The sequence below is a fragment of the Parafrankia sp. FMc2 genome, assembly GCF_041008525.1.
Taxonomy (GTDB): domain Bacteria; phylum Actinomycetota; class Actinomycetes; order Frankiales; family Frankiaceae; genus Parafrankia.
Map to the genome: position 1 here is coordinate 1 of NZ_JBFLUG010000065.1, position 14,538 is coordinate 14,538.

Annotated in this window: 7 protein-coding genes and 1 pseudogene; 1 reads left to right on the forward strand and 7 read right to left on the reverse strand. The window is 66.0% G+C overall.

What is annotated here, in order from left to right; translation table 11 throughout:
* Window positions 1-1,661: 1,661 nt before the first annotated feature.
* Window positions 1,662-5,987 carry an amino acid adenylation domain-containing protein gene (locus AB1460_RS21415; RefSeq protein ID WP_368963592.1) on the forward strand — a complete coding sequence of 1,442 codons (4,326 nt, stop codon included), beginning with the start codon at window positions 1,662-1,664 and terminating at the stop codon, window positions 5,985-5,987.
* Window positions 5,988-6,317: 330 nt separating this feature from the next.
* Here AB1460_RS21415 and AB1460_RS21420 read toward each other — a convergent pair whose 3' ends face one another.
* From AB1460_RS21420 to AB1460_RS21450, 7 genes and pseudogenes are all read right to left on the reverse strand, one after another.
* Window positions 6,318-7,544: an FAD-dependent oxidoreductase gene (locus AB1460_RS21420; RefSeq protein ID WP_368963594.1), complete on the reverse strand. Its 1,227-nt coding sequence runs from the start codon at window positions 7,542-7,544 to the stop codon at window positions 6,318-6,320.
* A 3-nt stretch (window positions 7,545-7,547) separates the two neighbouring features.
* Window positions 7,548-8,996 (reverse strand): FAD-dependent tricarballylate dehydrogenase TcuA, encoded by a 1,449-nt coding sequence (gene tcuA / locus AB1460_RS21425; protein WP_368963596.1) that lies wholly within the window; start codon window positions 8,994-8,996, stop codon window positions 7,548-7,550.
* Between the two features lie 67 nt (window positions 8,997-9,063).
* Window positions 9,064-10,689 (reverse strand): (2,3-dihydroxybenzoyl)adenylate synthase, encoded by a 1,626-nt coding sequence (locus AB1460_RS21430; protein ID WP_368963598.1) that lies wholly within the window; start codon window positions 10,687-10,689, stop codon window positions 9,064-9,066.
* A gap of 131 nt (window positions 10,690-10,820) precedes the next feature.
* Window positions 10,821-11,567, reverse strand: coding sequence for a 4-hydroxy-tetrahydrodipicolinate reductase (dapB, locus tag AB1460_RS21435; RefSeq protein WP_368963599.1), 747 nt, complete (start codon window positions 11,565-11,567; stop codon window positions 10,821-10,823).
* Between the two features lie 519 nt (window positions 11,568-12,086).
* Entirely contained in the window at window positions 12,087-12,338 is a 252-nt protein-coding gene (locus AB1460_RS21440; protein WP_248831786.1) for an MbtH family protein, read from the reverse strand.
* Between the two features lie 34 nt (window positions 12,339-12,372).
* Window positions 12,373-13,624 (reverse strand): annotated as a pseudogene (locus AB1460_RS21445) (SidA/IucD/PvdA family monooxygenase).
* A gap of 62 nt (window positions 13,625-13,686) precedes the next feature.
* Entirely contained in the window at window positions 13,687-14,529 is an 843-nt protein-coding gene (locus AB1460_RS21450) for an alpha/beta fold hydrolase (RefSeq protein WP_368963601.1), read from the reverse strand.
* Window positions 14,530-14,538: the final 9 nt, after the last annotated feature.

A 14,538-nucleotide genomic window follows, 5' to 3' on the forward strand; every position in this document is an offset into this window, starting at 1 on the left:
CTACAACCGGCAGCGGATACACTCCGCAATCGGTTACCTCACCCCCATCGAGTTCGAGGAAGAATTTGACGGACGAGACCTCCGTGCGGCATAGTTAGGCTTGTCTACAAAAGCGGGAACGCTCCAGTACGCCGAACTGGCCGTCATCGCCGAGCTACTCGACGCCGTCCCCTCCGGCACCGGTATCGATCATGCGGGGCTGCTGCGCATCCGCGCCACACATCTTCTCCGCCGCGCCATACCCCGCCTACAAGAAGGCACCGTCACGAGGCCAGGACAGACATGACCCGGCGCAACGGCCATGCTCGGGAACAGCTCCGCTGGGCAGCGTTCCGGGCCTGCGCTGGGGCCGAGCATCTGCCCCCAATGCCTGCGTGCGGTGGTGGACAGCTCTGGACCCCCAGAGCTCGCCAGAACTGGCCCACGAGAAATCTCATCGCCACTGTGCCGGGAGGTGAAGCTGTCTCGCACCCGGCGGAGACCTGCAGGCAAGTCTCGCTATTCAGCGGAGGATCCCACATCAGCCAGAAGATGATCTGACGGTGATCTGACAGAAGTTGCGTATGCAACTTCTGTCAGATCACCGTCAGATCTCTACGGCCCTGGTCTACCTGCCCCATGACTGCTCTCCAGACAGCCGCCGCAACCCACGATGACTCGGTCGTCCCAAGCTTGCCCGGTCCGGCGAGCTCAACCTGCACGCCGAGCCCGCGAAGATCGAATGTTCCACTCGGAGGCCAGGAAGATCGCCGAGCAGGAGCATCACCCGGAGGACCGGTCCACCGCCTCTCCTTGTCCGCCCTGGAGCGTTCGCCGGCCTTGAAACCGGCCGGCGATCCGAGGCACAGCAGGGTCGCTCCAATACTGGCCGTCTTGCGGCTGAGCGCCTGAGACTTCGCCTGACGGCGCGTTGCGGGGCAGCCTCGAACGCAGCGATCCGGACGGATGAGGCAAGGTCGGTCGCCGACAGTCGCTCATCCATCGAATCCGGACGACAGATAGGGCGGGCCACAGTTGGGCGCCGTCGCGGTGGGGGCGCGGCGGGAAGCATCAGCTGTTACGCGTGACCTCCGGGCCCGCGATCCGCTTGAGCAGTGGCAGGGTCGAGGTGATGATCCCCCAGGGCTCTTGCATGATCGCGGTTTGGCGGGGATGGGTGTTCCGTCCGTTTCGGGTGATCGGTGCCGGTGGAGGGGTCGTTGCGCCGGTGTGAGGGCACAGCTGGGCCACGTGTCGCGGGTGAAGGGGGCAGGCACGCCGCCAGTCCGTCGAGCCGTCTGAGCCAGTGGCGGTCTCGCGATTCCGACGCACGAGCACGCCCGATCCCCTGGATGTCGTCGAGCAGTCGCCGCGCACGGTCACCGCCGCTCAAGACCGCGGCGGACGGACGGCGCGGATGGCTTGGACGACCAACCGGGCTTGAACCAGCTGTCGAGGCCCCGATCAGGATCTTCCCCCGATACTCAATCTCACGCCACCGATCGCGAACCGCATTCGACCTGGCCAAGGGCATGATCAGAAGTGTGGGCAAATGCTGTCTGTGCGAGTTCTGTCGATCCGAGGAAATTTAGGTTAGGTTACCCTACACTGACGGTATGGATGGTCAGCGCGGTGAGGCGAGGCGTGCGTCGGCTGCAGGTGGCGTGCCGTCCGATGTGCGGGTGGGTGGTGAGAAGCGGCTGCCGCTGTCGTTTGCTCAGCGGGGGAACTGGGCGGCGCAGCGGTTGTTTCCTGGTTCCGCCGGTTTCTGTGTATGTGATCTGGTGTGGTTTGACAGGGATATCGATGCGGAGGCATTCGCGGATGCGGTGAGCGGGGCGTTCGCGGAGACGGAGGCGTTGCGGGCGGTCGTCGTCGTTGATGATGACGGGGTTCCTTCGCAGGTGGTGGGTGAGGCGTTGTCGCTGCGGACGGTGGTCCCCGGGGAGTTGTTCACCGACGAGGAGGTCCGGTCTGTGGTGCGGGCCGGGGTGGGTGCACGGGAGTTCCCGGCGGGTGCGGATGTGACGTCGTCGACGTTGTTCAGGAGGGCTGCTGGGGGGTGGGTGTGGTCATTCACGACAAACAATCTTCTGCTTGACGGGTACAGCATGTCGTTGTATATCCGCCGGGTTGCGGAAATTTACTCGGCTGCGGTCGATGGAACGCCCGCGCCGGCGAGGTGGTTCGGTCGCCTGGAGGATCTCGTCGCGGGTTCGGCGTCGACACCGGGTGGGTCCGCTGTTGTCGGTCACTGGCGTGATGTTCTTGCTGTCGACGTGTTCTCCGAGCCGGCAGGTGGCATGCCTGCTGATCTGTTCTCGTTCTCGTACCGGCCTGTTCCGGTGGTGCTTCCACCCGACGCTGACGATCATCTGCGGCTGCTGGCGCGGCAGATGAGGAGCACGTGGACGGATGCCGTGATCACCGCGTGGGGACTGTACACGGCTCTGGCTGGGGGCCGGGACTGTCTGGCCGTGCGGGTGCCGTCGATGATGCGGGGGGCGGCGGAGTCGTTGCGGGTGCCGGGTGCGGTCGCCCGCGCGTTGCCGGTCGTGACCGTTCTGCGTCCGAGTGCCAGCTTCGCCGAGGTGCTGTCGGTGGTGGGGTCACAGGTCCGGGATCTGAAGGACAACTCCGCGATCGAGGACCACCAGCTTGCCCGTCTGTGGACGGGGGGAGAGCGCTCCTATCTGGCGCTGCCGTCGGTGAACATCAAGATTTTCAGGTCGGCGCCGGTCTTCGGGACGGTCCCGGGGGTCACGGAGCTGATCAATCCGGGTCCGACGGGTGCGTTGGACCTTTCGGTCTACGGCAGCCCCGGGCGGGGTTTGCGGATGAATGTCTCCGGCCGTTCGCCGCTGGTGCCGGAAGACGCGGCCGACCGGCACGCAGCCGCGTTCGGGCTGTTCCTCGGCCATCTCCTAAGTGGTCCTGCGGACAGGACACTCCATGACCTCGCCGAACTCACGACCACGCCCTCCTCAGTCATTTCCTCCTCGACTGATGTCGTGTCGGTTGAGGCGGTGTCGACTGAGGCGGTGTCTGTGGGTGTGGAGATGGCGGCTCCCGCGCTGACGGTGGACGGGCTGGTTCGGGATCAGGTGGTGCGTTCTCCTGGTGCGGTTGCGGTGGTGGATGACACGGGTGGTGGGGAGTGGGGGTATGCGGGCTTTGACGCGCGGGTGAACGCTTTGGCTCATCTGCTGGCCGAGGGGGGTGTGGTGGTAGGTGGCCGGGTAGCGGTGGCTTTGCCGCGTTCGGCGGATCTGGTGGTTGCTCTCGCCGCTGTTCTCCGTGCCGGCGCCGCGTATGTTCCCCTCGATCCGAGGTATCCGGCTGAGCGCATGACAGCGATCCTGGCGGACAGCGCCGCCCGGGTGGTGGTCACTGACGCTGCGACGGCGGCGGCCCATGCTGGTGTTTTCACGGCCGTGAACGTGGCCACTGTCGTCCTCGACGAGGATGCTGTTCGTGGCCGGCTGGAACACGGCACTTCCGACGGGCCCGCGCTGTCACGTCCTGTCACACCCGAGGACACCGCCTATGTGATTTTCACGTCTGGTACCACCGGTCGACCTAAAGGTGTCGCGGTGTCTCATGCGGCCGTGGTGAACCGGCTGCTCTGGGGGCGGGAAGCGCTCGGGTTCTCGCCGGCCGATCGGGTGCTGCTGAAAACACCGTTCACATTCGACGTATCGGTACCGGAGTTCTTCCTCCCCCTGATCGTCGGTGGGGTGATCGTGGTCGCCCGTGACGGCTCGCACGGCGATCCGGATTATATCGCCGGTGTGCTGCGCAGACAGCGGATCACGAGCGTGCATTTCGTCCCGTCGATGCTGCAGGCGTTCCTCGACTCGGGAGCAGAGACCGGGTCGTTCCCGGACGTGCGGCTGGTGTCGTTCACCGGAGAGGCGCTACCGGTGGCGGCGGCCCTCGGGGCCCGAGAGGTGTTCGACCGGGCGGAGCTGTTCAACCTGTACGGGCCGACCGAAGCGGCGGTCGAGATCGCCAGCTACGGCATCACCCAGCTGCATGCAGATGCGGGCTCGACACCGATCGGCCGGCCGGTGTTCAACTCCTACGTGCGGGTGCTGGACGGATGGCTGCGCCCGGTACCAGCCGGGGTGACGGGTGAGCTGTACCTGGGTGGCGTGCAGCTCGCGGACGGCTATGCGGGCCGAGCGGGGCTCACAGCCGAGAGGTTCGTCGCCGACCCTCACGGCGCCCCCGACACACGGCTGTACCGGACGGGGGACCTGGCCCGGTGGAACGGCCACGGCGAGCTGGAGTACCTCGGCCGGACCGACGACCAGGTCAAGGTACGCGGGTTCCGGATCGAACTCGACGAGATCCGCACCGCCCTCGAACGCCATCCCACCGTCTCAGGTGCCGCAGTCACCGCGCTCGATCACCCCGCCGGCGGGAAGTACCTCGCCGCCTACATCACCACCAGCCCGACCGCCCCATCAGCGCCGGTGGACCAGGCGGCGCTGGCCGAGGTGCTGCGGGACCACACCACCACACTCCTACCGGAGTACATGGTCCCCACGTCGTTCACCCACCTCGACGCACTCCCCACCGCCCCCAGCGGAAAACTCGACCGGAAAGCACTACCCACCCCGGACCTTACCGCCGGATCCGGTGGCGGCCGGGCACCCGAGACCAACACCGAGCTGTCCCTCGCCGCTGTTTTCCGCGACGTCCTCGCACTCCCCGACGGCACACCCCTGTCAGCCGACGACGACTTCTTCCGACTCGGCGGTGACAGCATCCTCGCGATACGCCTTGTTGCGCGCGCGTCAAAACGGCAGCACGCTTTCACCCTGCGGGACGTCTTCGAGCAGCGAACCGTCGCCAAGCTGTCCAAAAAGATCACCCAAGAAGTCGAGGCCAAGGCGATGCCAGCAAGCAACGTCGCCGTGCCCGCCTCGCCTACTCTCGAGAGACTACGTGAGTCGCGCGACGATCCGAACTCATGGGTCCTGACCGAAACCGCCGTTCTCCCCATCCGGCTATCGCACGACGCGATACTGGCCGCCTACACTTCTCTCGTTCAAGCTCATGACCTGCTTCGCTTGTCGGTTCAGACGGTGAGCCGTCGGCTGTGGCTCACCTGGGCAAACCCTATGACAACTGTCGCGCCGACTGTCTCCAGACTGCATCTCGCAGACGCCCCGCCCGCCACGAAGCTGACAGATCTTCGGGCGATGGCCAGCCAGCTGATCGATATCACCGATGCACGGCCGTCGGGCCTCGCCTACGCAAGCACCTCGACGCAGACCTACATTGCGCTTGCGGTACATGCTGCCGCGGCCGATCGATACACCGTGCACCAGCTGCTGAAGGCCCTCCGGCCGCTCATTGATGCAAACGCCAGCAAGAGCAGTCCATCAGCACCATCCGTCGCAGCGACCTTGAGTGAAGTCGCCGATATCGCCGCGGCACTCGAAACGGATCAGATCGCGAACCAGGTCGCGGTGATCGAGCGCACGGGTTCACTCGACGAGACACTGTACTCGGCTGGCCGAGCTCGGGTAATACACTGGTACGGCACTCGCACCGACGCCACCGCCCGTGAGACCATCCGACGAACACTGCACGCGACAGGGTACGGATCAAGACTCGGCGGTGCCGTAGATCACGAATCTCCGCTTCTGCCAGCTGCCGACCTGCGGCCGCTTGGCCCGATGACGGCAACCGTTCCCGTGCCTATCGAGCAGAAAAACTGGCAGCAAAGTCCTGGGGTCGCATTGGCACGCTACGGCAGCGGCTCGGGCAGGCGTCGCCTGGCCGGCGTACCGATCGCGCCGATACTTGTCAGCCGATCCTATTCCGCCAATGCAGAATCCTTGGCAATCGAACCGACCGAGGCGGCGTACCGCGCGGTGATCCGATACCGGGTGCAAGCCGACAGCACCGTGCTGACAGTCATCGGGCTCACCCAGGCCGTGACACTGGCATTCGAGAACGCGCTGAGCAAAGTCGACGACAGCACCGATCGGTGATTCTGGCGCCCACAGTCCACCTCGATCGTCGCGCCGACCGCGCACCAGATCTGCTTCGCTGCGTGAGCGCGGCAGGGGCAGGTTCTCCAGGCCGGTGTTCCTGCCGTGGCGGATCCGGTCATCGCAGCCGCCGCAGTGGCGGATCAGCAGGGCGGCAAGCTGGTCTCGGCGGCGGCTCACCGCGGACGCAGCAATCCCTTGCCCGTCGACGTCAGTGACACGTGGCCCGGCGCCGGGATGCGGGCGATCGCGGCGGACGACGACCTCCACACCCAGCGGCCAGTCGGACAGGTCGAGCAGCCCGGCCCGTCCGCCGCTACGACTGGAGTATCAGGTAATGGAGGCGGCGTCGTGCAGGCTGTCAAACAGGGCCGCGCGGCGCATGTAGGCGCGCGCGCTGTCGAGGTTCTCGGCCGTGCCGCGCAGCTGGTCGAGGTTCTGTCGGCGCACGGCGGGGTCGCGTTCCTCCAGCAGTCGCTTGTTGGCGATCGTCTGGGCCTGTACATAGTTCAGCGCGGCGTGCCGGCGCTGGCGGCTGTAGAGATCGAGCAGCTCGTCGCCGGCCTGACCATGGATCACCTGGGGAAGCTTCTCCGCGAGGTTGATGGCATCATGGATACCACCGTTCATGCCCATGCCGCCGATCGGGTTGTTGACGTGCGCACTGTCTCCGGCGAGCAGTACGCGGCCTTTATGCAAGGTCGCGGCGACGCGTTGATTGACCCGGTAGACCCGGGCGTACTCGACGTCGTAGGGATCCGTCTTGGGGAAGAACTTCTGCAGCCGCTGTTCGACCCGAGCTGCCGACAGCGCGGTGGTGTCGTCTTCGCCCTGGCCGATCGGCAGGATCAGCCGCCAGAGCCCGTCGGGCGTCTCTCCACGCACCTTGAACAGGTTGGCCCACTCGTCAGGGTCGGAGAAGTAGTTCCGCAGCGACAGATTCGACTTCACGCTCTTGAAATCGAACTCGGTCGCGATCTTGATGAACCGTTCCGGATAGGTGAACCCTTCGAACTCGATGCCGGCGAGCTTGCGCACCGTTGACCGGCCGCCGTCACAGCCGATGACATAGGCCGCCGCCATGCGCTCCGTGCCCGCGGGCGAGATGTACTCCACCTCGATGCCGTTCGCGACCGCGGTGAGACCGGTGAGGGCGTGGGAGAACCGCATGTCGAAGTCGGCTCCGTCGGCGTACTCCGCAGCGATCGAGGCGGTCAGCTTGTACTGCTCGTACTGCAGTACATAGGGAAACCTGATCTCATCCCTCAGCCGGGCGAGATCGAACTCCGCCACCAGCTCACCGGTCGGCCGGTCGTGGAAGCGATAGGTGCTCGAGACCAGGCTGTGCAGCGTGATCTTCTCGACGATGCCCAGTTCGTCGAGCATCTCCAGCGTGCTCGGATGAATGGTCGCGGCGCGCTGGTCCTGCACCGGTACCGGCTCCGACTCAAGCACGGTGACCGGAATGCCCTGCCGGTTGAGTGCCAGTGCGCACACCATTCCGACCGGTCCAGCTCCGACGATGACGACCCGGGTCCTGCGCTGCGATGAGATCATGGCTCAGGCGAGCGATCCGGCGCGTCGCCCGACCACCATGCCCGCGATCAGACCGGCACCCGTCGGGTAGTTCCCGCTGAAGAGGCCGCCGAGCGCCTCACCGCAGGCGAAGAGCCCGGGGATGGGTGCACCCGACGGATCGAGAACCCGGCCGTCGACGTCGCCGCGGAGCCCGCCGAAAGTGAAGCTGATCCCACACGTCACCTGATACGCGTAGTAGGGCGGCGCCTCGATCGCTGACGCCCAGTTGCTCTTGATCGGCTCCACCATCGCTCGGCGACCGTCCTTGATCGTCGGATCGAGCGGGCGGCTGGTGTCGATCGACGAATTGAAATCGCGAACGGTCTCCACGAACGCCTCGACGTCGACGTCCATGGCCACGGCAAGATCTTTTAGGGTGTTGGAGACGACCGGGTCGATCCCAGGCATTTCATACTCGTACCCGTCGAGCATCGAACGCGAGTTCGCATCGAAGACCTGAAACGCCACCGAGCCGGGCTGCTCCAGTATCACCTTGCCGTACTTCGCGTAGGTGTAGTTGCGAAAGTCCGCACCCTCGTCGAGGAATCGTCGACCCCGCCTGTCGACAATAATGCCGAATGGGTAGCCGTACCGGCTGAGTCGGTTCGTCAGCATACGATTGCTCTCGTTCTCGGGATATGAGGCGTCCCAGGGCACGCTGTGACATGTGGACCAGTCGCCGCCACGATCCGCACCGATCTCCAGGGCCGCACCGATCAGGTCACCGGTGTTGTACGGCGTGCCCCGAACCTTCGCGTGCTGCCAGCCGTCTCCCAGGTAGCGCTGCCGCCACTGCGCGTTCGCCTCGAAACCACCGCTGGCGATCACCACCGACTCCGCCGTGATCTCCTGATCGCCCGCACGAACGCCGACGACCGAGTCGCCGTCGGTCAGCAGCCCCGTGACCGGGCAACCGTAACGCGTCTCGACCCCGAGTCCTGAGGCGATGCGCTCGTGGTCGGACATCAGCCCGGGGCCCGCATCGACGTTACACACGTGCGTTCCGCCCCAGAACACGAAGGTTCCATCGGCGTTCTGGTGAGCCTGCCGCTCGTACATCAGCCGGTATCGCACCCCCAGCTCGTGCAGCCAGCGGACCGCGTCGCGCGAACCTTCGACGACGGCCGCGGCAAGTTCCCTGTCGCCGCGGCCCTGCGTGATCCGGTCCAGGTCGGCCAGGAACTCCGCGGCCAGGTACGGCGGAACCTCGGTACGCCCGTGGCGCTCGTCAGCCTCAAGTATCCCGAGCAGATCGTCGAACCCGGCGTGCACCATCCGGGTCGCGCCGAGCGTGTAGTAGCTGTTTCCCCCGGCCTGGGCCCGCGGCGCTTTCTCCAACAGCACCACGCGGCGCCCGCGTTCGGCTGCCGCGTGAGCCGCACAGTACCCGGCGTTACCCCCGCCGACCACAACAACATCCGCGCTGCGCATGACCACCTCGTCGTCGTATCCGACCCCCGAGAACACCTCGCGTCGAGCGATTCCGCCCGACGCGTGCCTACTTCTGCTCGCGCTGCAGCCGCTTGCTGACCTTGCCGACAGCGGTGTACGGGAACTCGTCGACCACCTCCACGAAATCGGGCAGCTTGAACGTCGCGAGGCCCCGTTCCTGGAGGAACCGACGCAGCTTGCTCAGGGTGAGGTCGGCCGCGTCCGCCGGCGACCGGGGGATCAGGTACGCCTTGATGCGCTCACCGAGCACCTCGTCGTCGACCCCGATCACCGAGACGTTGTGCACGCCGCCGTGCGCGAGGCACGCGTTCTCCAGCTCCTCGGGCGCAATCTTCTCGCCGCCACGGTTGATCTGGTCCTTTGACCGGCCCACGACCCTGATGAACCCACGCTCGTCCCGCTCGACGATGTCACCAGTGCGGTAGAAGCCATCGCCGGTGAATGCCAGGGCGTTCTGCTCGGGGTTGCGGTAATACCCGCGGATCACCGACGGCCCCCGGGTCAGCAGGTGACCGGGTGCTGCGGGCGGCACGTCGTTTCCCTCGTCGTCGATGACCCGGATCTCGTCGGCCGCCGAGGCCGGCCGGCCCTGGTATCGCACCCGGGTCTCCAGGTCGACGTCTGCAGGGTTGCTGACGACCAGGCCTTCGCCCATCCCGAAGCTCTGGGACAGCTCCATGCCGAGCACCGGCTCGACCCGCCGCGCCACCTCCTCGCTGAGCTTCGCACCTCCACACATGATCACTTTCATGCTGGACAGATCGTAGGCGTCGCGCAGCGAGGTGTTCAGCCAGAACAGCAGGATCGGGGGCACCAGCGTCACCCGGTTCGCGCGGTGCTTCTCGATCAACGGGAACACCACATCGGGGCTGCCGTTCGGCGCGATGACGATCGTCGCGCCCACACTGAACGCGCCGAGGAAGCCGGGCGAACGCGTTGACATGCTGTGGCAGATCGGCATCACCAGCAGATGCACGGTCTGCTCGGTGATGCCCCGTTCCCCAACGCTTCTGCGCAGCGCATAGCCGTACGTGTGATGGGTGTGCGGCATCAGCTTGGGAACGCCAGTCGTGCCACCCGACATCTGCAGCAGTGCGACGTCCTGCGGGCTACACCGCCGCACGTGCTCGAGTGACCCCTTCGAAAGCAGCGCGTCGTACTCGGCGCCGCCGCCGCCACGATCGAGTATCACTGTGTGCTTCAGGCTGGTCCAACGGCCCTTCAGGTCGGCCGCCAGGGCGGCGAGATCAGTACCGCTGTCCGACGCGACGGTGATGTAGGCCCGCGCCTCGGCGATCTCGACGAAGTGCTCGATCTCCGCGCGACGGTGCGCGATGGGCGCGACCACCGGAATCACCCCGAGTTCCCACAGGGCGAAGACGAACACGATGTACTCGTAGGTGTTGGGCAGATGCACGACCACTCGGTCGCCACGACCCAGCCCCAGATCCTGCAGACCAGCCGCCAGGCGGAGGACTTCGTCGGTGAGCTGCCGGTAGCTCAGCCGGGTTTCGCGGTCGATGACTGCGAGCTTGTCGGGGTGGCGTTCCGCCGTGGCGAAGAGCATCTCGGAAAGGGTCTGATCGTGCCAGTATCCCTCTGCAAGGTACTCGTCCACTGTTTCCGGCGGATAGGGTACGACGCCGTCAAGTGTCAGCGGTTGAATGCTCATCGGACTTCCTTGGGGTCGGCGTCTCGTGACCTGGCGGCATCGGCGGCGCGTGGAGCTGCCGATGCCGATCCGGTCGTCGACGAGCGATTGAGCGCAGGAGGTTCAGGCCGTCGTCCGTCGTCGAATCGTGCTCAGCCCAGGTTCACCACGGCTTCGAGGCCGATCGTGATCCCGGGCAGACCCGGGACGGCACGCAGCGCGGCGAGCACTCCCGGCATGAGGGACTCGCGTGTGACGGAGTCGTAGCGCAGCCGCAGGATCTCTCCCTGGGACCCGAACAGCACCTCCTGTGAGGACATGAAGCCGCGTACACGCACCGCGTGGACCTTGATTCCCTCGATCTGCCCACCTCGTGTTCCATGCGGGTCACGAGAGGTGGCATCGGGCGAGGGAGCGCAACCTGCCTCCGCTCGGGACCTGGAGATCAGTTCGGCCGTGTGCTGGGCCGTACCGGATGGCGCGTCCACCTTGTCGGGATGATGCATCTCGATGATCTCGACGGACTCGAAGTGCGGGGCAGCCTTCGCTGCGAACTGGGTCAGGAGCACCGCGCCCACCGAGAAGTTCGGGACGACGAAAACGTTGACCTCATCGCGTTCGACGAGTGCGGCGCGAATTTTCTGGACAGCTTCATCACCGAAGCCGGACGATCCCACGACGACGTGAATCCCCTGCTCGATGCACCACTGGACCTGCTCGTGCGCCGGACCCGGCGGGGAGAACACGAGCACGACATCGGCCTTCTTGTCGACGATCTCCTGCAGGTCGTCATCGATATCGATCTCGGCGGCCACACTCAGGTCGGAAGTGGCCGCGATTGCACGAACGGATGCCTCACCCATGCGCCCGCGTGCTCCCAGGACAGCAACTTGATTCATGAGGAAAGGTTAACTTAAGTCATTCGAGCGACGCAAGGCTGTCTGTTGCGAGCTGCGCGGAAGCAGAGCGCTCGCCAAGCAGGGGTGGTCAGCCTTGATTGAATTGGTGTATGGCGGCTCCAGTGAAGTCGTGGTCGGTCGTCGAGGCGCTTCCGCCGCCGGTTCGATTGACAGCGTTTGCGCTAGTGGTGGGGCTGTTCAGCTCGAGCGGGAGATTCCGGTCCGCTTTTTGCGCAGGCCAGAATTGCCATCGACGGGATGACAGCCGGCAGGATCAGCCAATAAGATCCCGCGACTGCCAGCCGCCCGCAATGGCCTCGACTGAAAAGCTACGACACTAACACGTTTTCATCACCGGCAGCCCCACTGGGCGCCGACTGAGTCAACAAGTCCTCATGCATCAGCACAGATCGTCGCCCGGGTCCCACAAGCCTCGAACGCAACGCGGCTCGGGTCTGCCGTCAGCGCATCCACCATCTCCTCGACTCCTTCTTCCCAGCCGGGCACACCGCCGTGCGCTCACTCGCCGGCGGCAGCCCCCGCGACCTCCTGACTGGCGATGAAGTCGCGCAGCGACTTGGGCCGCAGGTCGGTCCAGGTCTGGTCGATCCAGTCGAGCACCTCCTGCCTGGGCCTGCCGTCCGGCTCGCCGTAGACGATCGTCCAGCCACCGGGCACCGGCTTGAACGTGGGCCAGAGCGAGTACTGCTCCTCATGGTTGATGAGCGCGTAGAACGCGCCATCCTCGTCGTCGAACGGGTTCTTCGCCATCATGTGTTCTCCATCTGCCGGTGGGAACGGGCCGTCAGCTGCCCGTCGCCAGGTGAGATCTGTGTGTGCCGACCGCGGCCTCGAGAATCTCGCCGACGCGCACGGCCAGGGTCGACAGCAGCGACGAGCTGAGGCCGTGGCTGTGCTGGACACCTCCGCTGAGGAAGATGCGGCCCGCAAGCCCCGACACACGCAGGCTGTAGTCACGCGCCACGAGTGGCTCGTCCCCGTCGAGCGCGGCCTTGAGGTCGATGCCATGGCCGAACAGGCCGCGCAGCTGCGGCGGGCGGAAGCCGGTGGCGAAGACCACCGCGTCCACCTCGAGCGGCGTGCGCGCACGGTCCCCGAGGTCGCGCAACGTGACGCTGACGCCCCCCGGGCCCTCGCACAGGCTCTCGATCTCGGTGACGCGGTGCACGAACAGCTGCCGCAAGCCGCGTAGCCTCTCGTCGTACTCCCGTCGGTACAGATCGTCGATGAGCTCGACGTCGACGGCCGCATAGTTCGTCGACCAGTGCTGGCGCAGCAGGTTCTGTCTGACGTCGGGCGGGGCGGTGTAGTACTCCCCGACGGAACCGGGGTCGAAGATGCGGTTCGCATACGGGGAGTTGTCGGCGGACATAACCGAAGCTGCGGATGGAGGCGTGCACCTCCGCCGTCGGGTAGGTGTCGTGCAGGTAGGCGGCAACCTCTGCCGCGCTCTGCCCGGCGCCCACGACGAGGAACCGCCCGTGCGGCGTGGAGGGCAACCGGTCGAGGCTGCCGAGCAAGCCGTGGTTGTGGAACACCCGGGGTCCGGCCTCGATCCCGTCCGGGAGCACGGGGCTCAGCCCGGTCGCGACCACGACCACCCGCGCCCGGACCTCCTCGCGCCCGCCCGACACCGTGACGGTGAAGGCCGCACCATCGTGGTCGACGCGGGCCGCCCTTGCCCCGTAGGAGACGGGCACGTCCACCCGTGCGGCCGCCCATGCGAGGTAGTTGCGGAACTCGAGCCGAGTGGGGAAGAAGCTCTTCAGGTTGATGAAGTCGCTCAGCCGCCCGCGCTCGTGCAGGTAGTTCAGAAAGCTGTACGAGCTGGTCGGCGAGCGCATGGTCGCGAGATCTTTGAGGAAGCTGATCTGCATGGTCGCGCCCGACAGCAGCATGCCGTCGTGCCATCCGAACCTCGGCTGGACCTCCACGAAGCGGATGGTCACCCGGTCGGCGGGCGGCCGGGCACTGTTGCGCTCCTCAATGGCGATGGCCAGGCTCAGATTGGCCGACCCGAAACCGATACCTACGATGTCGACCACATCGGGTGGCATGCCCACCTCATCCGACCGAATGTTCACTTTCCTCATCGACCTCACGCGGCAGCCGACCCGGCCGGCTCGGCAAGAAAGTCGAGGATGAGCCGGTTCACCGCTTCAGGCTGCTCGAGATAGCCGTAGTGCCCGGCGTCGGGCACCTCGACGTACCGCGCAGTCGGGACGATGTCGGCGAGCTCGCGTCCGAGGTAGGCCGGAATCATCAGGTCGTCGGCGAAGCCGATCACCAGCAATGGTCGGGTGATGGCTCGGTACGCGGCACCGCGATCTCCGAGCCGTTCGGAGGCGCCGAGCTGGCCACGCTCACCCGACGACGCCGGACCCGCGGAGTACTCCAGAACCGCGAGCCAGTCGTTGGTCTTCATCTCGTCCAGCAGTGTCGCGGGCGAGAGGTTCAGCAGAGCCTCGACCGCTGCCTTGTACGCCTTCGGCAGCACGATCTTCTGGTCGAACAGCTCCTGTTCTCCCCGGGTGAGCAGCTGGCCGACGTCGTCGATGCGGGTGTGACCACCCATCGCGACGGCAGAGCGCACCAGGTCGGGGCGCGCGAGGAGCAGTTCCTGCACGACCCGCGCCCCGAGCGAGGTTCCGATCACGTGCGCCGGGGTACCGAAGCGCTCGATGAGCGCGACCAGATCGTCAACGAGCTCCGAGACGGCGATGTCGGGGCACGACGTGGCGGTCTGCCCAGGCACCGGGCTGATGCCCCGGTTGTCGTAGGTGACGACCCGGTACCCCGCCTCGACGAGGGCGGGCGCCTGGTGCGGCATCCACACCTGCCCTTTCGCTCCCGTTCCCATCACCAGCACGACAAGCGGGTCGACGGCATCGCCATACTCGTCGTAGTGCAGGGCGATTCCGTTCACGAGCATCGTGGGCATTGCATCTCC

What these genes read in the sequence shown, in the direction of transcription:
- AB1460_RS21420 (WP_368963594.1), bottom strand. Translation starts at nt 7,544, where the DNA reads ATGATCTCATCGCAGCGCAGGACCCGGGTCGTCATCGTCGGAGCTGGA.
- tcuA (WP_368963596.1), bottom strand. Translation starts at nt 8,996, where the DNA reads ATGCGCAGCGCGGATGTTGTTGTGGTCGGCGGGGGTAACGCCGGGTAC.
- AB1460_RS21430 (WP_368963598.1), bottom strand. Translation starts at nt 10,689, where the DNA reads ATGAGCATTCAACCGCTGACACTTGACGGCGTCGTACCCTATCCGCCG.
- dapB (WP_368963599.1), bottom strand. Translation starts at nt 11,567, where the DNA reads ATGAATCAAGTTGCTGTCCTGGGAGCACGCGGGCGCATGGGTGAGGCA.
- AB1460_RS21440 (WP_248831786.1), bottom strand. Translation starts at nt 12,338, where the DNA reads ATGGCGAAGAACCCGTTCGACGACGAGGATGGCGCGTTCTACGCGCTC.
- AB1460_RS21450 (WP_368963601.1), bottom strand. Translation starts at nt 14,529, where the DNA reads ATGCCCACGATGCTCGTGAACGGAATCGCCCTGCACTACGACGAGTAT.